Genomic DNA, 21489 nt, shown 5'->3' on the forward strand with positions numbered 1-21489 from the left:
GCTTCCTTTAATTGTTTTTCCTTATCTGTATTGGAGGCTCCTGCTTTTAGGTCCGGTGAGCCAACTGCTGGAGCATTTTTAACTACTGGCAGCTGATCCTGGCTGTAATGCCTTTCGTACCAGGACACCATACTCCTAACGACCTCTCTGTTTTTAAGGCCGTACTTCTTTGCCAACTCCCCATAGCTTTGATCTGTCGATAGATATTCCCGGGCAACGCTGATTTTCAAGGTCTCGGCGTAGATAGGAGGTGGTCCTAATGATTTTCCTTTCATGTTAGTAATTTAATTAATCCTTAATTAACCCCCAACATGTAAAGTCAATTCTGAATCAATACAGCTTATATACGTGTTATAAATATGTTGTTGAAGGGTTTGATATTACTTATCATTGCCGCCGTAATTTATTTCATACACCAAAATCATAAACTTTTATCCTATGGGAATCCTGAAAGACGGCATCCAATTTACCGGAAGCGTGGGCAATATCTCCGCTTATACTATTAAAGGTTCAGACAAGATCATCCTGCGCCGTAAGGGTGGCGCTACAAAGGAGCAGATCGCTACTAGTCCCAGGTTTGAACGTACGCGGGAAAATAATTCGGAGTTTGGCATTTGCGCATCCACTGCGGGCCGTATCAAGCGAATGATGCGCTGTGTAGATAACATGGCAGACTACAATTTCACATCTACATTAAGTTCCTTATTGAGAAAAAGAATGCAGCCGCGGGATACCGTAAGTGAAAGAGGCCGGCGGGGGCTTTTATTTTCACAGCATGCGGCCTTGCTGCAGGGTTTTCGTTTGAACCTGAAAAACCCTTTTGAGAGTGTGGTAAGGCAAATGCCCATTTGTTCCATTGACCGCGCCACCGGCAAAGGTGTAGTACAGCTGCCGGAGCTAACGCCGGGCGTAAACCTGCTGTTGCCACCAAACCCGCCGCTATACCGTTTTGTATTAGGTATGGGCGCCATTACCGATATAAAGCATAACGGGAGGGATTATACGGAGATTAACCCAAAACCATTACCGGCTGTTTTTTCTACTGCTACAGAGTGGCATGGCAATCAGCAAACATTTAACGCGCAACGGATAGAGCTGCCTTTAGAACTTCCGGAGGGCTGGGATACAACAGCTACCTTCCTGTTATTTATAGGGCTTGAAATGGGCAAACCTTTAACGGCCAGTGAGATTGAAGAGGTGAAGGGCAGAGGCTGTGCGGTTATTGCAGCAGTGGGATAATTAAACGATCATAGTTATCTATTTGGCTTTAAGTGTGATCACTTAAAGCCAAATAGAATTTATGTTCAGGCGGGTACTGCTTTACCAGCTTTTACCTGGGGAACCTGTTTATCAGTTTTTGTGAGTAACCAGTATTGTCCGCTGTAATTAGCAGCCGGCGCAAGGTGAGGCTGATCATTATAAGTGCCGCCGTTAAAGATATCTAATTGTAATTCCGGACCACGGAACATAGTAGAAAGAATAAAATATTCAGGATTATCCGGATGTGGTGTGATCTTCCAGTACTGACCAGAGTAATTGGCCATGGGAGCCAGGTGCAGCATATTATTTAACGGCCCGCCATTATAAACATCCAGGCACATTTCAGGGCCCCTGAACATGGTGCTGAGCCGGAAGTAACCCTGTTGATCGGAAGGCTGAATAGACCAGTATTGACCGGAATAATCAGCTCTTGGAGCTAAGTGCGGCATGTTGTTCTCCGGGCCACCGTTAAAGATATCAAGGTCCATTTCAGGGCCTCTGAACATGGTGCTCAAACGGTAATAGAATTTGGAATCTACAGACATAAAACTAATTTTCGGTTATTTTGTCTTCCTACTCTTTTTAAGGCTTTTCGGATACCGCCTCTCTTTGTTACCTCCCCGTGGGGCTGTTTTCTGAGTGGTTGCTGTGCTGCTATTGTCATTGCAGACAAGAGGAGGAGTGCTTTATTCTGGAAAGGAATATTTGTTCCTGTCCTTAATGGATATTTTAAGCTGATTTATGATTGATCGCTATTGTTAACATAGAAATACTGGATTTGTTCAGTCTGGGATAATTTCTTTGCAATGTAAAGTTTGTGTTCTTTGTACACAGTTGTTACTTAAAAAGCAGCATCCTGCCATGACCGGCCAGGGAAGACAGATCATTTGATTTTTTCCGGTACAGCAGTATGAATATAACAAGATAGGTTACCAGGGAAAAGTACAAAGGCCTTGAAATATAGCTGCCTTTGGTGATGTTTGCAAAAGCCCATACATCCCCGGCGCACTAAAGAAAAAGAGTAAGTGCTTCCAGAGGTCATTGTTATTGCTTGCGGGGGCTTCGTTTAATGTAATGATGAATGGTTGTTCACGATTCGTGATTCATGAATCGTGAATTAGCTAAGGACAGGTTCACTCAGGAAAACTTAATCTTATCCCACAACTTATTCGTCACTACCTGCTCAATCACCTGTTCCCGGTAATTGCGGCTAATGGGAATTTTGTGCGATTGTATGAAGATCTCATTCCCCTCAATACCTTCTATCTTCCGGATGGATACAATGTAGCTCTTATGCACACGGATAAAGGAGCTGCGGTCTAAGTTCTCTTCCAGGTGTTTCAGGTATAACAGGGTTACGTACTTGCCTTTGCGTGTGTAAATGGTTACGTAGTTCTGCATGCCCTCCACATACAAAATATCATCAAAGTAGATCTTTTCGTATTTGCTGCCACATTTAATGAAAAAGTGATCGGCGCCCTCTGTTGTTGTTTGAGGGGACGGCATGCTGGCATTGGTAATAAGCTGATGGTATTCCTTGGCTTTATTAGCTGATTTAAAAAAGCGGTCAAAGGTGATGGGTTTTAAAAGATAGTCGAGCACATTCAGCTGGAAACCTTCCAGCGCATAGGTGGGAAAGGCGGTGGTAATAATAACCATGGGTGGCTTTTGCACGATCTTCAGGAAATCAATTCCATTCATCTTGGGCATTTGTATGTCCAGGAATACCAGGTCTACGTGATGTTTGTCCAGTAGCTTCATCAGCTCCACCGGGTTTTCGCAGGTGCCGGTCAGCTGCAGAAAATCAATTTCCCGCACATAGTTGGCCATACCTTCCCGGGCCAGGGGCTCATCGTCAATAATTACACAGTTTATCATACTATTTATAGTTGAAGGCTAATGCCGGTACAGATTGTGTTTGCTGCTGTGTGGATACATCCAGGTGAAAGTGCACGCTAAACCGTGTATCGCTGCTTTGTATCTCCAGCTGGTACTGGCCAGGATACAACAGGTCCAGCCGGCGCTGCACATTTTTTAATCCAATGCCGCCATAGTGCACCACATCTTTAGAGGCATTGTCAGAGGTGCTGTTGGTTACTATAAAATCCAGCTGCTGTTCGTTCATATGCATTTGCATGTTGATCCAGTTGGGCGTGTCCGCATGTTTGGATACGTGTTTAAACGCATTCTCCACAAAGGTCATGAGTATAAAGGGCGCTATCATCAGGTGAGCTGTGCTTTGCTGCTGTATGTTAAAGGTCACCTGCAGGTTATCATTCTGCCGCAGCTTTTCCAGCTCAATAAAATTTTCCAGGTAAGCGATCTCGCTGCTGAGGGGTATTTGTTTATCGTTACACTCATACAGCTGATACCGCAGCAGGTCAGAGAATTTAGCCAGTGAGGCTGATGCCATGTGCGGGTTTTTATGGATCAGGAAAAAGATGGAGTTAATGGAATTGAACAGGAAATGCGGGTTAAACTGGTACTTTAAAAAGTTAAGCTCTGTTTCCAGCTTTTCTTTTTCAAGCAGCTGTTGCCTTCTTTGTGTTTGCAGCCAGTTACGGGCCAGCTTAATGCTCATGCCTAAGGTCATGCTGGCCAGGGTAGAGGGTAAGGCCGCACCAATGAACTGGTAAATGCAGTTACCGTCTGATTTATAATAATCCCCAACCGTTTGGCCTGCTGCAAAAGCGGTTAAGTAATAGCCCGGTATAATGAGCGCCGTGGCGCAGATCACCGTTAATAGCAGGTAGCTGAGGTAAACGGTGAACCGGCCTTTTTCCAGGTAACGGGGTATCAGAAAATACAGGTTGAAATACACTGCCAAAGCCTGGAACACAATGTAAAAGCTGAACTTAATAGCATAGGTGCTGTGCAGGATGGCATCTGCTGCTTTAAAAGGATTGCCGATAGCTACTACCCACCAAATGTAATTGTACAGGAGCCAGAACGGCAGGTGGTATAACTTATACCGGATAAACCAGTGAGGATGGGCAGCTTGCATTGTATAAAAGTTTAAGGACAAATGCTTCTTTTAAAGATACAGGACTTTCTGCCAGTTTGAAAGCAGTACTATGTAAACAGGCTTAAATAATTGACCAGCTGCAACCGGTGGTATATGAAAGGCATCCCTTGCCTGTGCGGTACCCTTACAGGCCCTTTTACGGGCTTTTGATGCGCTTCATCAATTAGTGGCAGCGGGTGGTCATTCCGGTTTTTTTTAGTGTGCAGGTGCGCATTTCTTTGGGGAACATTTAAAACAGCCTGCAATATGAAGATCTTACACCTGTGCTTATTACTGTGCGGTTTTATACCGGCTGCCTTCGGGCAGGTATCCGGCCGGCTTACTACAGCTGCCGGACAGCCCATTCCCTTTGCCAATGTGCTGCTGTTAAAAAGCAGCGATACCTCGCTGGTAAAAGCCGCTTTAACGGACGAAAAGGGCGCTTACCGCATAGAACCCATAACACCGGGGCAATATCTGCTGCGTTATAGTAATGTGGGTTACCAGGTTTTTACGTCAGCCCCGTTTATACTAACCGCTGCACAACCACAAAAAGATGCAGGTACCCTGGCGTTGACAGAAGATACCCACCAGCTGGGAGAGGTAGTGGTACGGGCAGAGAAACCCTTATTTCAGCCCCGTACAGATGGTATGGTAGTGAATGTGCAAAACAGCCTGTTAACCAAAGGCAGCTCTGCGCTGAACGTGCTGGAACGCTCGCCGGGGGTAATGATCGATTACCGCAACAACGGCATTATGCTGAATGGCAAAAGCGGGGTGATGGTAATGATCAACGGGAAGCTGGTACGCATGTCTATGGACCAGGTAGTGAGCCTGTTGAACAGTATGAGCGCAGATAACATTGAGAAAATAGAGCTGCTTACCACCCCTGGCTCCCGTTATGACGCTGATGGCAGTGCCGGTATGATCAACATTGTGCTGAGGAAAGACCGGCAGCAGGGCACGCATGGCGCTTTTTCCATTACCGGCGGGTACGGCTGGCGGCAAAAAGGTACAGCCGGCATGAACCTGGCGCATAATACTAAACGTACCAACCTGTATGGGTCCTATACCTACTCCATGAACAAAACCTACTCAGATCTGTTTATTACCAGCGCGCAGAATATGCCGGTGCTGGGTGGGCGTATGGAGGTGATAGCCTGGGATACCACCCACCAGGTTCAGCACAACCACGATGTTACTGCAGGTATAGATCACCAGCTGAATGATAAAACCACTCTTGGCGCTAATGTGGCCTATAACAGCAGCCGCTCCGGCTCTACTACCATTACCAATGCAGGTTACAATGTGCTGCCGGATTCCCTGTTGCAATACAATGGCATTGTGAATGGCCACAATCGCTGGCAAAACCTTCTATCATCCATTTACCTGGAAAAGAAATTACGGGCAGGTGAGCAGCTGAACCTGGATGTGGATTACCTGTACTTTAATAATAACAATCCTTCAGAAGTATTCAGCCAGTTTGTAAACAAACATGGTTCACAAGCCGGGGGCAATGATAGTCTTTTTGCGCCCCTGCAGCGCGGTTTCGCCAATACTACCATCCAGGTAGGAGTAGCCAAGGCAGATTATTCCAGGCAGCTGAATGCTGCTGTTAAGCTGGAAGCCGGTATAAAAGGAACGTATACACGCAGCACCAGCACATCGCGCATTGAAAGCCTGATCAATGATAAATGGGTGAACCGCTCTGAAACCCTGAATGATATTTTAATGAAGGAAAGTATTGGCGCAGCGTATACCTCCGTGAATGTACAGCTAAACCCTGCCACCAGCCTGGTTGCCGGTTTACGTTATGAGTATGCCCATACCCGTATGGATAATCCGCAAACCGGCGAAAGTACCCTGAACCGTAAGCTGGGCGTGCTGTTCCCCAATATTTCCCTTTCCCGCAAGTTAGGTGAGGATGCGGAGCTGCAGCTGGCTTACAGCAAAAGGATCAGCCGTCCTTCCTACAACGATCTTGCTTCTTACGTGATCTACAGTGATCCCACTGCCGTGTACACCGGTAATCCTTTTCTGCGGCCTACCATTACACATAATATAAAGCTGGGTTATAACAATAAAGGCTATACTTTTTCCCTGCTGTTCAGCCGGGATAAGGATCCCATTATCCGGTACCAGATCAGCCAAACCGCGGCGGCCAACCTGTTATATATTTCCCCGCAGAACATGACTTACCTGAACAGCATCACCTTCCAGGCGAATGTACCGGTAAAGGTGAATGACTGGTGGAACATGAGCTATAGCTTAACCGGTGCATTGTATAATTACAAAGTGGTGCATACCCTGCAACCGGTGAAGCAAACCTACCTGGGTCATTCTTTTAACTTCAGTGAAACCTTTCAGCTGCCTAAGCGATTTTCTGCTGAACTATCCGGCTGGTATAATGCCCGTTCTTACAACGGTTCTGTAAAGGTGGATGGCTTTGGCGCAATAAACGCCGGTGTTAAAAAGGAGCTGAATAATAATGCCGGCAGCCTGCAGCTGTCCGTAACAGATGTGCTGCGCAGCTTTAGTATTCATACGCAGTACGGTGCGCTGACCAGGGAAGCGTTTGATATTGTAAACAATGTATTTATTCATACAGAATCTACGGTGCGGCCGGTTTTCAGGTTAACGTATGCGCGTTCTTTCGGCGGGAGTGGGTTAAAGAGCGCTGCCAGGAAGGAGGGTGGTGCAAAGGATGAAAGGGACAGGATCAGGAAGGAGTAGGGGGAAGAATAAAATATTCCTTAACTTGGTTACTACAACCCGGCAACATGCTTAATACCATAAAAGAAAGCTTGTGGACGCAATTCGGAGCAAGCATAGACATGCTCGAAAATGCGATAACCTCATACCCCGAAGATCATTGGGATAACAACAGGAAGTTTTTTTACATTGCGTATCATACCTTGGTGTTCCTGGATTATTATCTCACCATTCCACACAAGAACCAGCCTGCAGCATTACCCTTTACGCTTGCAGCATCTGAAGATGAAATAGACCCTGACGCATTAGATGATATCATGCCTGACCGCATTTACAGTAAAAAAGAATTACTGGGCTACCTGCAATTAAACCGTGAAAAATGCCGTCAGGTAATTACAGGCTTAACGCAAGAACAATTGGGAGAGCGATGGATAGAGGATGGCGGCGACATGAATTATGCAGTGCTGGAAATATTATTGTATAACATGCGGCATGTGCAGCATCATGCGGCGCAGTTGAATATGCTTTTACGGAGGCAGATAGGGAGTGCACCGGGGTGGGTGTCGAGGGCGAATGTAAGATCTGCAGAGTAAAACCGGCATGAACCATGCAATTATAACATAAAATGTTCGATTTGCAGAGTAAAATGGTGCTTAAGTATGCAAATGTAACATGAAATGTTTGATTTGCAGAGTTGATGCTTGTGGTCTTCAACTTATATAATATAAAAAATCAATATTTTTTTGGCGCTTACTTATCTCCTTTAGCTGCTGCAATAACACCTTTTTACTTCAACAACGTTACAGCACCTCTTCTTTCTACTTCCCCGCAGAGGGTTTTTGCCTTTATCCAGTATACATAGCCCCCTGTTGGCAGCGGCTGGCCTTTATAGCTGCCATCCCAGCAATCCTGCGGATTATGGGTTGAGAAGACCTGTACGCCCCAACGGCTGTAAATGTTAAACTCCAGGGAAATGACCGGTCCCCAATACTTCAATCCAAAGCAATCATTCTTCCCATCACGATTAGGAGTAAACGCTGTTGGTATAGGGTATGTGCTGATGGCGGTAGTGAGATCTACTGTTACGGTAACAGAGTCTTTCCGGGAACAAGCGCCATCGGTCATGGTAAGGTGATAAGTGGTGGTTTGCTGCGGTGTTACCACCTGCCGGGGCTCCGTAAGATTGGCAAGGCCAGGGCCTGGTTCCCATTGATATTGGGTGCCGCCGCTTGCTGTCAGCATGGCGGAGCCGGTAGAGCAATTAATATCGTTGGACTTTGTCACAGTGGCATTCAGCTCACTAACGGTAACGGGTACTTGCAGGGTAACGGTACCACCGCAATCATTATCTGTGATATTGACGGTATAGATAGTTGTTTGCCCGGGGGATACCTGGAGCTGTGCATTGGCGCCCAGGGGAGCATTATCAGGGCCCCGCCATTGGTAGATATCGCCACCGGAGGCTTCCAGCATAAGGGATGTTCCTTTACAGATATCCTTAATGCCAGGCTTCACTTCAGATATACGTTTAGGCCTCACTGATACTATCACGTTCTCCTGAACGGCGCATCCGTTGCTGGTAGCCGTAAGGGTATAAGTGGTGGTCACCTGTGGGGCGGCTATTGGGTTGGCGATTGCCGGGTTATCCAGGCCAGTAGCTGGCGTCCAGCTGAATGTGGTATTGGCTGCGCTGGAGGATGCTGACAGTTGCGCATTGGCGCCAGCGCAAATGCTGGCATCTGCGTTTTTGGTGATAACAGGAAGGGGGGCTACGTTCAATGTAATGGTAGTGCTGCCCTGGCAGCCGTCGTCCGTTGTGGCCACCACCGTATAGGTAGTATTGGCTGCGGGGGTAGCCATAGGATCTGCCAGATCTGTCCTGGAAAGCCCGGTAGCAGGCGTCCAGTTATAGTTTAATAATCCCGGTGTGGCATTCAGCTGTACGGAAGCGCCTTCACAAACATTCACGGTAGCAGCTGGAAAGGAAACAATATCGCAGGGGACGTTGAGATGGGCCAGGTAATCTTCTACCTCTCCATCTGTGGCTACGCTGGAGGCAGATGATATAGCTGTCTGGTCGGAGGAGATGCGGAAACGGAAACCAAAATCCCGTACTGCGCCATGAGTGAATTTAGCAGGAAGCCCTGTCCAATCAAGGTGGGCCGTCGTAGCCAGGGGCGGTACGGTTACTATTACCCGCTCACCCGGTTCAAAGGTGCCGCTACGGTCATAGTCGAACCAGCCGGAAACATATGCATTGACACCGGTTGTGTTAGTAACGGGCAGGTCTAAACTGTAATTGCCGCTGCCGGTATAATCAGGGAAGGTAGTAAGCGCATCTTCATCAAAGCCAGTAGCATTATCATCCAGGCTGCTGGTAGGGTCTGCATCCCCCGGAAGGTTACCCAGCTTGAGGGCAGCAGACTGGCTGATGGACGGAAAAGGAGGATTATAATTGCATTGATCGTTAGAAGCGTATACCCAGCGATGTTGTGCCAAGCCATAGCTGGAGGGAAGGTCACCACGGTCCACGGGAGCAAATATACCAAAGGCTACCGCCATACCACCCTGGGCTGTCCTGTCCATATGCACTTCTACCTGTAAGGTGCCGGAAATAGGAGCGTTGGTGGCCATGAGCGGATTTTGCCCGATTGGCAGGCCACCGGGCAACGCGGTAGGGTCGTGTGTATCAGTAATGATTATTGTTTGGGTGCCGCAACCTGTTAACGGGTTGCTGTTCTGGGATGAATTGCGAAAGAACTCCACGATATTCCAGTTGCTGCCAGAGGTGACCATTGCTGTATTTTCCACCGGTTTAAGGCTGGCTTCCGCATCCGCCGCGCATAAAGTAAAGGGGGCAGGTATGCCGTTACGGGTGGCTGTTATTGCCATTGTAAAAGCAACGCTCTGTGTTGTAGAGGAACTTAATAGGGCCGGCCTGATATTGGGATCAGTGAAATCATATAGAAAGTGCAGCACTGCGCCGGACCAGGTATTCATTGTAGCAGGAGTTGGCGTTGGACCTGATACATTGGAAAAAGTGATTGTGACGTTCAAACCATCGGTAGTAGTGAATGTTTTGCTGGCGCCATTGCTCAGGGTAAAACCGTTCCAGTTAAACCACCATACTGCGTTCTTCAGAACACCGGCGCCGGAGTCAGCATACTGGGCAAAGGTTGGCAAACTAACAAATAAGAACAATAACAATAGGGTACAGGGCTTTGTCATTCGAACAGGCAACTAGGGTTCGTAATTAATTTTGACTGATGGATTTTTACAACGAAGGTATGGTTAACAAGGCGGCAAGTTACGGAGAAAATAGTTGTTTTTTAAGTTTATGGGAAAATATGAATGGTTAATTCTTTTGTTGGAGCAGATCTTCCTGTAGTTCAAAGTTTTATTGTAACTATGTTGTTTTCAAACAATAAAGCTGCAGAAAAAATTAAGGATGCAAATATGCTAAAGCAGATAATGGCGGCCTTAATGAACCCGTAAAGAGCCTGCGGACGAGTGACAGGGACGTTTATTATTTTTAGCATAAGGACTGCCCTGACACGTCAAGATAAGATGATTGAAATTGTCTGAAAAGATTATCCTACTATTTTGGTAGACTAATTATTTATTCTATTTTTGCGGTGCCAGATACCTATTTCAGTATTATCTGATAGATCGGAATAATGACAACAAGCATCAGGAAACCATGAGAAGATCAACTTTACTTTTACCAGCTTTATTCTATTCAAAACCCTTGTTTGTAAGCATAAGCTGTTATTGTAGCAACACTTAATTCACGCAGATAATACGTCAACCATTGCCAGCTGCTTTTCCCGGCGCCTGGTATATATATGCTATTGCCCTGAAGGCAATATATTCCTCCATTCTCATAATCTAAACACGCATGTTCAAAAAAAATGTAACACTCGTGCTTGCGCTGCTGTTCAGCACAGTGCTTTTTGCGCAACAAAAACAAATACGGGGGCAGGTGCTCGCTGCGGAAAACAAGCAGCCATTGCCCGGAGTGACCGTAAAGATCAACCGCACCACGCTGGGTACCACTACCGGCCAGGATGGTCGTTTTCAGCTGAACATTCCTGGCGGTAAAGCCGTGCTTTCCGTTTCCTTCATTGGCAGGGAAACAGTGGAAGCAGAAGTACGTGAAGAGGATGCAAACGTCGTCATTCTTCTGAAGCCCGCCAATACTACGCTGGATGAAGTAGTGGCCGTGGCTTATACCAATGTAAAACGCTCAGGGTATCCGGGAGCCGTATCTACTGTAAGCTCAGACAAGATCAATAACCGGCTTACGCCCAATGTTACCAATGCTTTACAGGGACTGGTAACCGGCCTGCAAACTACCTCATCTAACGGGCAGCCGGGCAACAGCTCCACCATACGTATACGTGGCGTGGGCTCTATCAACGCCTCCAGCGCGCCGCTGTTTGTGGTGGATGGCGCTCCGTATGAGGGCGACATTAATGCGCTTAATGCAGCAGACATTGCATCTATCAGCGTATTGAAAGATGCTACTGCCGCCAACCTGTATGGCTCACGGGCCGCCAATGGAGTGATCATCATTACCACCAAACAAGGCAAAAAAGGAGAGCCCGCAGTGAACATCACCTTTAACCAGGGATGGAGCAGTCGCGCGGTAAAAGATTATGATAAGATCAGCACCGGCCAGTATTTTGAGCTTTACTGGGAAGCGCTGCGTAATAAACAGCTCACTAACGGGCAATCACCTACGCAGGCAGCAGCAACCGCCAGTGCGCGTGTAGTAGCTGACCTGGGTATTAATCCATATGGCCCCAACTACCTGCAGCCGGTAGGCACAGACGGAAAGATAGTAGCAGGAGCGCGGCCTTTGTGGAACGATGATTGGGAAAAAGGCATCCAGCAATCAGGGAAATATACACAGGCACAGCTTAGCTTCAGCGGCGGCAGCGATAAGTCTACTTATTATGTTAGCGGCGGCTATGTGAACAATGAAGGCGCTTATATAGGCTCCGGCTTTAAACGTTATAACTTCAGAAGCAATCTCACGTTACAGGCTAAACCCTGGCTAAAAGCAGGTGTGAACCTGAGTGGCTCCAGCTCTGCACAGGACTATCCTGCGTCATCCGATTCGCGTACAGATAACGTAGTGCTGTTTGGCAGAACGGTTCCCAACTTCTATCCCATTTACCAGCGCAACCCTGATGGCTCTTACAAGCTGGATGCCAGCGGACAAAAGCAGTTTGATTACGGCGCTTACCGCCCCTCTGCAGCCCTTGCACGGGAAAACCTGATAGGTTCCTTACCGCTGGATAAGAACAGGAACAGCAATGAAAATGTATCCGCCAGAACATTCCTGGAAGCATCGCTTACCAAAGCGCTGCACTTTAAGACCAGCTATAACATTGACTATGTGAACGGCAACTCACTGTTTTATACCAACCCTACTGTGGGTGGCGATGCAGAGATAGGCGGCGCTATCAGCAAATCCAATAACAGGGAGCTGAGTTATACCTGGAATAACATACTCACCTATGATGCAGACCTGTCAGGCGGGCATCACCTGAACCTGCTGGCCGGGCATGAATACTATTATTACAATTACAGCACCCAAAGCGGCAACAGGCAAAAGTTTGTATTACCGGACCTGTATGAGCCCGTAGCTGCCTCGCAGCTAAATGATTTTACCGGTTTTTCAGACAACTATGCGAAGCTGAGCTTCTTTGGCCAGGGCCAGTATAATTATCTGAATAAATATTATTTCACCGCATCGGTGAGAAGAGATGGTTCCTCCCGTTTCTCGCCGGACTCACGCTGGGGTACCTTCTGGTCTGCCGGCGCATCGTGGCGTATTGCAGAAGAGGCGTTCCTCCGCTCTGCGAGCTGGCTGAATGCCCTTACACTAAAGAGCAGCTATGGCGCTTCCGGTAATGATAACCTGACCACTAATGGTAACGTGACGTATTATGCTTACCTGGCGCTTTTTGATATCCAGAACAACCTGGGCAACGGTGGCGTGATCACTTCCAGGCTGGCCACCCCGGGCCTGAAATGGGAAAGCAATCTTAACCTGAACATTGGCCTGGATTTCGGGTTGTTTGATAACCGCCTGTATGGTGCCATCAACTATTATAACAGAACCAGCAAGGATCTGCTGTATGCAAAACCTATGGCGCCGTCCACCGGCTTTGGCTCTATCAGCGCCAACATCGGCGCCCTGCGCAATACCGGTGTGGAGCTGGAGCTGAATGTGATACCAGTGAGCACCCGCGATCTCAAATGGACTGTAGGCCTGAATGTAGCTCATAACAAGAACAAGATCACAGAGCTGCCGCAGAAAGAGATTGTCAGCGGTACCAAAAAGCTAATGGTGGGCTCTTCCATCTATGAATTTTACCTGCGTGAATGGGCCGGTGTGGATGCGAAGACCGGTAATCCGCTCTGGTACAAGGACGGTGCAGATGGTAAAAGAGTAACCACCAGCGACTATGGTTCCGCTACCCAGTATTATGCAGGTTCCGCTTTGCCGGATGTTACCGGTGGCTTCACCAATACGCTTAATTATAAAAATGTTGAGCTGTCGTTCCTGTTAGCTTACAGCATAGGTGGTAAGGTGCTGGATCTGGATTATGTATCGCTGCTGACCGGTGGCACCAGCCCTGGCCGCAACTGGTCCACAGAGCTGTTGGAGCGCTGGACACCAGAGCACACCAATACAGATGTGCCTAAGCTTACTACTGATGACCTGAAATGGACCTCTACTTCAACCCGCTTCCTGTACAGCGCCACCTATGCGCGCCTGAAAACAGTATCGCTGGGATATTCACTGCCTAAACAGCTGCTGTCAAGAATAGGCATCAGCAGCGCGAAAGTATATGCGCTGGGTGAGAACCTGCTCACTTTTTACGGCCACCAGGGCATGGATCCGGAACAGGCTATAGATGGCACTACCTACTACCAGTATCCTGCCATGAAAACATTTTCACTGGGCATACAGGTAGGGCTCTAATGTGTAACGTTTAATACTGAATGAAAATGAAAGCAAGCAGATTTTATACATATGCCGCAGCGCTGATCATTGGTTTGTCGGCCTGCAACAAGCAGCTGGATACCGCTCCTTCCAATGCGGTTTCAGAAGATATTGTACTGAAGAATATTGACAACCTTAATACTATTTCAGAAGGCACCTGGGCGGCCATGATGGATGATTTTTACGGGGGTACCTTCAGCAACCCGGGATTCAAGACCATTGCGCTTACCAGCGACGCCATGGGAGATGACGCAGCGCTCATCACCACCAAATACGGTTTCCCTGCAGCCTACCGTTTCACGCAGCTGAACGATAAAACGCAGCCACGTGTAAGCGCTATCTGGGGCCAGCTGTACAAGATCATCAACAACAGCAATATTATCATTGCCAATGCAGATAAGGTGGATGGCGATGCTACCGCAAAGAGCGTGGCCAAAGGGCAGGCGCTGGCATTAAGGGCGCATATTTACCTGACCATTGCCTCATTCTACCAGTTCTCTTACCTGAAAGATTCCCTGACTAAAACAGCGCCTATTTATACGGAACCCACTACCGGTGCTACAGTGGGCAATCCCAAGGCTTCCCTGAAAGAGATCTATGAGCTGATCTTTTCCGATCTGCAGCAGGCAAAAACGCTGCTAACCGGTTATGACCGCCCGGCCAAATACAAGATCAATGCAGATGTGGTGAACGGTTTGCTGGCGCGTGCTTACCTGAATACCGGCAGATGGGTGCAGGCCGCAGCTGCGGCAGATGAGGCGCAAAGGGATTATCCATTGATGGCGCCCGCTGAGTACAGCAAGGGTTTCAATGATGTAAACAATTCAGAATGGATCTGGGGGCATCCTGAAATTCCCAGCCAGAGCGATGGCAGCTACAGCTTCCATTTCCTGGATGTATCCTCTGCATCTTCCTACTACTATAGCTTCATGGCCGATCCTTTCTTTGGGGAGCTGTTTGAGGCTGGTGATATACGTAAAACGCTTTTTTCGTGGGACGGTTCTGCCGTTGCCCGGGAAGGATACCTGCAGTATAAAAAGTTTAAGTTCAGGGGAGACCAGACCGCAGACCTGGTGCTGATGAGAAGCGCAGAAGCCATCCTGATCAAAGCGGAAGGTTATGCACGCGCAGGCAACCTTACAGAAGGCATTAATGCGCTGAACCAGCTGCGTACTGCAAGAGGCGCCCGCGCTTTTGATGGAACAGGCGCTACGCAGGCCAGCCTGGTGAAAGAAATATTGGTTGAAAGAAGGAAAGAGCTGTGGGGAGAAGGGTTCGGTTTATCCGATATTATCCGCAACCAGCTGGCTGTTGTGCGTAAGCCTTATGTAGATGCCAGTGGCGATGATATAAAGGTAACGGTAGTAACGCCGGATGGTACCAGCAAGCAGGTGGCGGCCAAGTACCACACTGCGCTCAAGTTTGCAGACGGTACTGCTTTTGTACCTAACAGCCCTTACTACATTTTTGTTATACCACAGGCTGAAGAGCAGAATAATCCCAACCTTAATAATTAACATAAAGCAGTCCCCCCTTTTCCTTTAGCAGCAACGGGCAGGTGTATACCTGTCCGTTGTTTTTTATTAGAGTAAAGAGATTAGTCTTCCATTACCACTTTAATATTGAATAGTGTGCTTGCTCCCTGATCGTTATCAGCTACCAGGTGGAGGTGCCACTCTTTATCCGTAACAGCCGACAAGCAAACCCCTTCTACCTTTTCACCTTTGAATGCAGGATCTGCTTCAGAGAGGTTAACAATGCCATCCAGCAACACATCCCGGCCATCCAGCTTTTGACTGATCTGCTGTACCCAGCCGAAGTAACTATCTCCTATAGCGCCATCGTCATAAGTATTGCCGGTAGCTTCGCTTGAGAGAATGATCAGCAATACATCTTCCTGCTCAATGTAGCACAGCTCGGAAACGCCGGCAAATCCAGGTAACGAAAAAGGAACAACGAGCTTTGAAATACGGATGGCAGCATCTTCCTGCCGTTCCAAAAAATCAGGTGTAGTGATAATAAGATGATTGACAGGATTGCTTTCATTACCACGGTTGCTGAGTATGAAATGGCTGCCTGCCAGGGCAGCGCCTTCGATGTTTATTCCAGGGATCTGTTGCAGGCGTTTTATAAAGGAAGCATATGAAATATAAGAAGGTTTGTTCTCCGTGAAGGGGAGACGCAGCAATACGCCCATTTTCCTTTCTTTTGTGGCTGCAGAGCCTAATGCCAACAGGTGCTTTTGACCATCAACATCCAGTATTACTGCTGTTTCCAGGTCGGTTTTCTTTGCTTTGGGGATCCGTTTTTCTTCGTAGTGAAAGAACGGCACCGTATTTACTTCATTGTAATTACTATCCAGTATCAGCAGCTTATTGGCATCATCGCCAATAACATACAGGTGGCCATCATAATAGTTAATAGCGGAACCGGAGGGGTAATCATTTAACAACAAGGATTTCAGCAAGGTAATATTAGCTTTCAAGATCGTAGTGATTTTAAAGAGATTAAATCTACGATGTTTTAGAATAGCATGGAAGAGGGTAGCTCTTTCTGGTAACCTTTCCGGTTATACGAATTTTTAGCATATTGTCCGGTTAAGAAGTTAATTATATTAACAATATTTGTATATTGAAATCTCAGGAGCATTTATGAGGAATAATATTTCAAATATACTACTAGGGCTTGGTTTCGCCGGACTTTTAATTGGATCAGCCTATATACAAACTGATTTAAAGAATAAGCCTCAAATATTTATGCTATTATTTGGGGCATTGACCTTGATTTCATTTTTTACGAAATATGAAACAGTGTCTACAACGTTGTTATACCTCCTTCTTGGAGCGCTATTGTTTATGGATTATTGTTTCTTTACTATCTGGATTGATGGAATTATTAGCATCCATCCTGATTGGACAGGGATCTATGGTATGTTGACGGGTCTGATCTTATCTCCTTTAACAATTTTATTTTACCACAAAATAAAAAGAAGGAACAGGAAGATGGAAGTTGCAGTAATAACCATCTTTATGTTTGTGACAGCAATCATTTATGTCAAATACGAGCTGTTCCAATAACGCATAGCGTTCCCCGTCCCAAACTCCATACTAAATAACCTATTTCCCCAACAAGATTTTGCAGATCCAAAATTACTTGTATATTTGTACTATATGTATAGTACAATAAGACATTGGTATGATTGACTTTAAACTAGACCCAAAGACAGGTACCCCGTTCTACCGGCAAATTATCGATCAGATCAAGTTTGGTATTGCAGCCGGGAACCTGAAAGCAGGAGAGCAGCTGCCAACGGTGCGTGCATTGGCCGTGGATTTAAAGGTAAACCTGAATACCATTGCCAAAGCGTATAAGGAGCTGGAAATTCAGCGTGTTTTAGAAACCCAGCAGGGAACCGGTACCTTCATCAGTGAAATGAAAATTCAAATCCCGGATAAGGAGAGGAAAAATAAGCTAAAGGAGATCTGTAATGAGTTTACTGCTATTGCATTCAGCTATGGCTTTTCAATAGACGACATCATTAAACAATTAAAAAAATAACAATATAATGAGAACAAAAAAGAATATAAAATTAGGGTTGAACCCCATTTCGAGGGTAGTCTTTTTTGTGTTGGCAGGAGCCTCCGTTGGCCTTTATTATTTAGGGTTCCTGAATATTCCGTTCCTGGTTTTGTCCCTGCTTATTTCTTTATTCATTGCCAGTTCCATACACATAGCAGATCAGTGGGAGAAAGCTATTATCCTGAGAATGGGTAAATACGTGGGTTTGAAAGGACCCGGTATCTTTTTTATTATTCCCATCGTTGATAAAGTAGATAACTATATTGACCAGCGGGTTAGGGTTACTGACTTTAAAGCGGAACAAACGCTTACCAAAGATACCGTGCCGGTAAATGTGGATGCCGTAGTATACTGGACTGTTTGGGATGTGGAAAAGGCAGCGCTGGAAGTGCAGGACTATGAAGTAGCAATTTCATATATCGCCCAAACGGGGTTAAGGGATACGATCGGGAAGCATGAATTAGCGGAATTACTGCAGGAAAGGGATAAGGTGGCGGAAGTGCTGCAAAGGATCCTGGATGAGCATACCAATTCATGGGGCATCACCTGCCAGAATGTAGGGATAAAAGACATTATTATTCCACAAACATTAGCAGACGCCATGAGTAAGGAAGCGCAGGCTGAAAGGGAGCGCCGGGCAAGGGTGATCCTGGGTACTGCTGAAACTGAGATCGCCGAAAAATTTGCGAAGGCAAGTGAGCAGTATATCAATAATCCTGTTGCCCTGCACCTGAGAGCAATGAATATGTTATTTGAAGGTTTGAAGGAAAAAGGATCTATGGTAATTGTGCCTAGCTCCGCACTGGATTCCATGAACCTGGGCGCTACCGGTGGCTTAATTTCTTTGGCAAAATCAAATGAGCCATGATCAGTTAATCTATTCTGTCAAAGGCGGGCAGCTCCCCGATGGGGGCCTGGATCACTGCTTTTAATGGGCCGGTAAATACTTTCCCATCTTGCCCCACCCATTTGCCTTTCGGAAATAATACGGTCCTGGTGGATGTTTTATCAAGCACCGGGGCCACCATCAGGCGATCCCCCAGCATAAACTGGTCTTTGACAGCTGAAAGGCCCTGGTTAGGAAAAACATATTCCATACAGCGGACAACCGGTTCCCCGCTTTTAGCTGATGCGCTTACTGTTTGAAGAATGTAGGGCGTATATTTTTTCCGGAGTGCTACGGCCTTTTTTACCGCTGCCAGGTGCTCCTTGTCCAGGATACGCCAGGGTGCAACGGAAAACTGCATCATGGGCATTAATGCGCTGCATTCAGCAGAACGTACCACCAGGTCCTGGTCAAAATTGGCAAGGCCAATAAACGAACCGTATTCTCCACCACCGATCATATCAGGGCAGGTGAACTGGTAGCCCAATAAGCCCGCCGCAATCATGTTCGGGATCAGCTTTTTCAGATCGTTCCAATTATGCTTTTTATCGCGGAGCCGTTCGGCAAGGGGCTGGCCGCCTCTTTTCCACATGGCGCGGTATTCATTCAGCTTATAGTAAGTGCCAAATACACCCCATAGCTCGCACTGTTCATTGGCGTTCTTTTTTTCATAGGTGAGTATATTCCCGGTATAGAATTCAATATCTCCGGCGTCGAATTTAAAACCGTCAACCCCGTATTGGGAGCTCATATTATCCAGCTGCTTTTTATACCAGGTCTGCGCGCCGGAATTGGTGAAATCGAGGCATGCGCTATAGCCGTTCCACCAGCTGATGATCGCCGGTTGGGTGGCATCTTTCCACCTCAGGGCTTTATTACCTTTGCTATCCATGATCAGGTACCGGTCATCGTTTAGTTCACGGAAGATCTCAGTATCCGGTGATATGAACGGACTTACCCAGATCATTACCTTGAAGCCTAACTGATGTAATTCAAGGATCATTTGTTTTGCATCAGGAAACCGGTCCTTCCTGAATTGGAATTTACCGTAATAGTCGGCCCAGTTATCATCGATCATCAGCACACCGGGCGGAAAACCGTTGTCAATGATGGCATGGGCATACTTAAGAATATCAGGTTGGTTCTGGTTATAAACGAGCTCTATCCAGGTATTATATTGCGGGCGGGTGAACAGCAGGCTGTCAGGCATTTGTCCACTGGCCTTGAAATGTTTGTTGCTGGCAGATGTGAAGGCATCGGACAGGGTTTTGCCGGCGTTATAAATATTTACACTGTCGGAGTTATCTGAGATCAGCAGCTCATTTTCCGAAAGCATGAATTTAAATGGCTGGTTGCTCCAGATGTACCTTCCGGCAGTAGAAACCAAAAGTGGCGCTGACTGGTTACCGTTATTATTCCCGGAAAGATCAAATTTATACCCTGGTTCATAAGGAGCCAGGTTGCCTTCATCCACCGTTCCGCCATACCAGCGTTCACCTTTTAATAGTTTGATATGTTTTTGCCCCCCTTGCTGCGCCGCTGAGAAAAGCGGCAGTATCATGAGCGAAGCAGCAATGATGTGCTTTGTGAATTTTAGAATGGTCATGGTTTGATAGTTCATTTTTCTGGATGCAAGTAGGGGAGCCGGTGTTAGCTTCAAATATTAGGCTTTAAAATAGGTATTTATCGTGGAGGTTGCAATGGGGTGCGCGGATATATTTTTGATCCTGGCATTTTTATAATGTGCCGCTAAGTATGTTGTTGCCTGTGTTATGCGGAGAATATATGTTCTAATCGCCGCATAAAGTGCGTAGAATAGTTTCACTTGTCTTTTGTAGGGATTAACTATTTTTTTGATTGAGTGAAAAAAATCACGAACGTGCGAATTGAATCAATAGATCGTAGTTGCTTTTATCCGCTGCACGCAACGCTTTGAGATACAGCGTACGAACCTCACTATGTTGGACCAGATCCTTTTCCCCCCAGGTGAATACCGGCCGGCCGAATATTTTTTCTATGATAATATCCGCCATAAGACGGGAATGCCGTCCGTTACCATTGGAGAAGCAATGGATAGATACGATACGATGCTTAAAACGTAAGGCGATTTCATCCTCACTGAAGGTTTTGTTTTCGATCCAAAATTTACAATCATCCAGCAGCATCTTGAGGTCTGTAGAGATAAGGTGTTTATCTACACCAATATTTTTGTTGGTCTTACGAAAGGAACCAGCCCAAGCCCATACGCCGCCTAACATTTTTACATGCACTTCTTTTATAAACGCTACGCTTAAGATTTCTTCAGGAGTAAATTTCCTGCGCCGCCGGATCGTCCAAAGAATCGCTTCTTCGATATTGCGCTGCTCTACTTCATCTAATTCACCTCTTGTGGTAATGGATGGGATCAACAGATCTTCTTTTTCATCTTCATCGAGAGGAGTTTGACCTTCCTGGTATTGAAGTTCTAATCCCATAAGCTTCTCGGTATATTTCGTATAATTTCTTCTGTTAATTCATTGATCGCCTGGTCAATTCGCTCTTGGGAGTTCTCTTGATCTTCCAGTTTCATGGTCGTGGATGTGCGCATAACTATTTTGGTTGCCATCTGGCGTGCTTTAATCCCGATCATTTTTTCCAATGATCCTTCTTTGGGAATAAGGCCGTAAACCAACTGCATATCCAACGCTTCGGCAAATTGCTTCAGCGTATTTAGCGTTATTGTACCTTCTATTTCGCGTTTCTCAATATCCATTACGCCCTGCGGGGTCATGGACAAGCGATTGCCTAATTGTCGTTGGGACATGTTCAAACTCCTCCGGATTGCGTTCAACCATCCTTTGGAAAAGGTGGTCATTATTTTTTTTAAAGGCTGCAATTCCTGCAACTTCTTGTCTAACTGTCTTATAACAAGCTTGTTATTCGTAGATTTCATATGGTTTTACCTTTAAAATCTTAATTAAATTAAAGTAATAACTTTAAATAATGTATATATTATAAAGCTATAACTTTAAACTGTGACTAATAATT

At 46.4% G+C, this 21489-nt stretch carries 17 protein-coding genes; 8 read left to right on the forward strand and 9 right to left on the reverse strand.

The features are described 5' to 3' along the window. Nucleotides 1–275: transposase (locus BMZ54_RS07260; RefSeq protein ID WP_143080930.1), on the reverse strand; the 275-nt coding region annotated here is incomplete at its 3' end. A 163-nt stretch (nucleotides 276–438) separates the two neighbouring features. On the opposite strand from BMZ54_RS07260, the gene BMZ54_RS07265 reads away from it, so the two are divergent. Then, the gene (locus BMZ54_RS07265; RefSeq protein ID WP_089908483.1) at nucleotides 439–1239 is read left to right on the forward strand and encodes a hypothetical protein; all 801 of its coding nucleotides are present in this window, start codon (nucleotides 439–441) and stop codon (nucleotides 1237–1239) included. A 65-nt stretch (nucleotides 1240–1304) separates the two neighbouring features. On the opposite strand, the gene BMZ54_RS07270 is transcribed toward BMZ54_RS07265, so the two are convergent. The 3 genes from BMZ54_RS07270 to BMZ54_RS07280 all read right to left on the reverse strand — a co-directional run bounded on the left by BMZ54_RS07270 (nucleotide 1305) and on the right by BMZ54_RS07280 (nucleotide 4264). Next, entirely contained in the window at nucleotides 1305–1805 is a 501-nt protein-coding gene (locus BMZ54_RS07270) for an RICIN domain-containing protein (RefSeq protein WP_089908486.1), read from the reverse strand. Nucleotides 1806–2397: 592 nt separating this feature from the next. After that, complete coding sequence (locus BMZ54_RS07275) at nucleotides 2398–3138, reverse strand: LytR/AlgR family response regulator transcription factor (protein WP_089908489.1); 741 nt, start codon at nucleotides 3136–3138, stop codon at nucleotides 2398–2400. Between the two features lies 1 nt (nucleotide 3139). Then, entirely contained in the window at nucleotides 3140–4264 is a 1125-nt protein-coding gene (locus BMZ54_RS07280; protein ID WP_089908492.1) for a sensor histidine kinase, read from the reverse strand. Nucleotides 4265–4531: 267 nt separating this feature from the next. On the opposite strand from BMZ54_RS07280, the gene BMZ54_RS07290 reads away from it, so the two are divergent. Then, the gene (locus BMZ54_RS07290) at nucleotides 4532–6997 is read left to right on the forward strand and encodes a TonB-dependent receptor domain-containing protein (protein ID WP_089908499.1); all 2466 of its coding nucleotides are present in this window, start codon (nucleotides 4532–4534) and stop codon (nucleotides 6995–6997) included. A 47-nt stretch (nucleotides 6998–7044) separates the two neighbouring features. Next, the gene (locus BMZ54_RS07295; protein WP_089908503.1) at nucleotides 7045–7569 is read left to right on the forward strand and encodes a DinB family protein; all 525 of its coding nucleotides are present in this window, start codon (nucleotides 7045–7047) and stop codon (nucleotides 7567–7569) included. A 193-nt stretch (nucleotides 7570–7762) separates the two neighbouring features. On the opposite strand, the gene BMZ54_RS07300 is transcribed toward BMZ54_RS07295, so the two are convergent. Beyond that, nucleotides 7763–10159 carry a CshA/CshB family fibrillar adhesin-related protein gene (locus BMZ54_RS07300; protein WP_162277489.1) on the reverse strand — a complete coding sequence of 799 codons (2397 nt, stop codon included), beginning with the start codon at nucleotides 10157–10159 and terminating at the stop codon, nucleotides 7763–7765. 715 nt (nucleotides 10160–10874) lie between these two features. Between BMZ54_RS07300 and BMZ54_RS07305 the strand changes: the two genes are divergently transcribed. Together BMZ54_RS07305 and BMZ54_RS07310 are read left to right on the forward strand one after the other, a co-directional pair. Continuing rightward, complete coding sequence (locus tag BMZ54_RS07305; protein ID WP_089908509.1) at nucleotides 10875–13976, forward strand: SusC/RagA family TonB-linked outer membrane protein; 3102 nt, start codon at nucleotides 10875–10877, stop codon at nucleotides 13974–13976. Between the two features lie 26 nt (nucleotides 13977–14002). Beyond that, on the forward strand, nucleotides 14003–15514 hold the full coding sequence (locus BMZ54_RS07310) for a RagB/SusD family nutrient uptake outer membrane protein (protein WP_089911772.1): 1512 nt from the start codon (nucleotides 14003–14005) through the stop codon (nucleotides 15512–15514). Between the two features lie 80 nt (nucleotides 15515–15594). Here the strand turns inward: BMZ54_RS07310 and BMZ54_RS07315 are convergent, their stop codons facing one another. Continuing rightward, a complete protein-coding gene (locus tag BMZ54_RS07315) occupies nucleotides 15595–16482 on the reverse strand; it encodes a DUF6929 family protein (RefSeq protein WP_089908512.1) in 888 nt (295 codons plus the stop codon). A 166-nt stretch (nucleotides 16483–16648) separates the two neighbouring features. On the opposite strand from BMZ54_RS07315, the gene BMZ54_RS07320 reads away from it, so the two are divergent. From BMZ54_RS07320 to BMZ54_RS07330, 3 genes are all read left to right on the forward strand, one after another. After that, nucleotides 16649–17074: a hypothetical protein gene (locus BMZ54_RS07320; RefSeq protein ID WP_089908514.1), complete on the forward strand. Its 426-nt coding sequence runs from the start codon at nucleotides 16649–16651 to the stop codon at nucleotides 17072–17074. 118 nt (nucleotides 17075–17192) lie between these two features. Beyond that, nucleotides 17193–17555, forward strand: coding sequence for a GntR family transcriptional regulator (locus tag BMZ54_RS07325; protein WP_089908518.1), 363 nt, complete (start codon nucleotides 17193–17195; stop codon nucleotides 17553–17555). Nucleotides 17556–17562: 7 nt separating this feature from the next. Continuing rightward, nucleotides 17563–18444: a slipin family protein gene (locus tag BMZ54_RS07330; RefSeq protein ID WP_089908523.1), complete on the forward strand. Its 882-nt coding sequence runs from the start codon at nucleotides 17563–17565 to the stop codon at nucleotides 18442–18444. A 4-nt stretch (nucleotides 18445–18448) separates the two neighbouring features. Here the strand turns inward: BMZ54_RS07330 and BMZ54_RS07335 are convergent, their stop codons facing one another. From BMZ54_RS07335 to BMZ54_RS07345, 3 genes are all read right to left on the reverse strand, one after another. After that, a complete protein-coding gene (locus tag BMZ54_RS07335; protein WP_089908528.1) occupies nucleotides 18449–20068 on the reverse strand; it encodes a glycoside hydrolase family 31 protein in 1620 nt (539 codons plus the stop codon). 265 nt (nucleotides 20069–20333) lie between these two features. Next, entirely contained in the window at nucleotides 20334–20936 is a 603-nt protein-coding gene (locus tag BMZ54_RS07340) for a mobile mystery protein B (RefSeq protein ID WP_089908531.1), read from the reverse strand. Next, on the reverse strand, nucleotides 20927–21394 hold the full coding sequence (locus tag BMZ54_RS07345; protein ID WP_089908534.1) for a mobile mystery protein A: 468 nt from the start codon (nucleotides 21392–21394) through the stop codon (nucleotides 20927–20929). Before BMZ54_RS07345 ends, BMZ54_RS07340 begins: the two co-directional genes overlap by 10 nt. Between the last annotated feature and the right edge of the window lie 95 nt (nucleotides 21395–21489).

It is taken from the genome of Chitinophaga rupis (genome assembly GCF_900109685.1).
Classification (GTDB): Bacteria; Bacteroidota; Bacteroidia; order Chitinophagales; family Chitinophagaceae; genus Chitinophaga; species Chitinophaga rupis.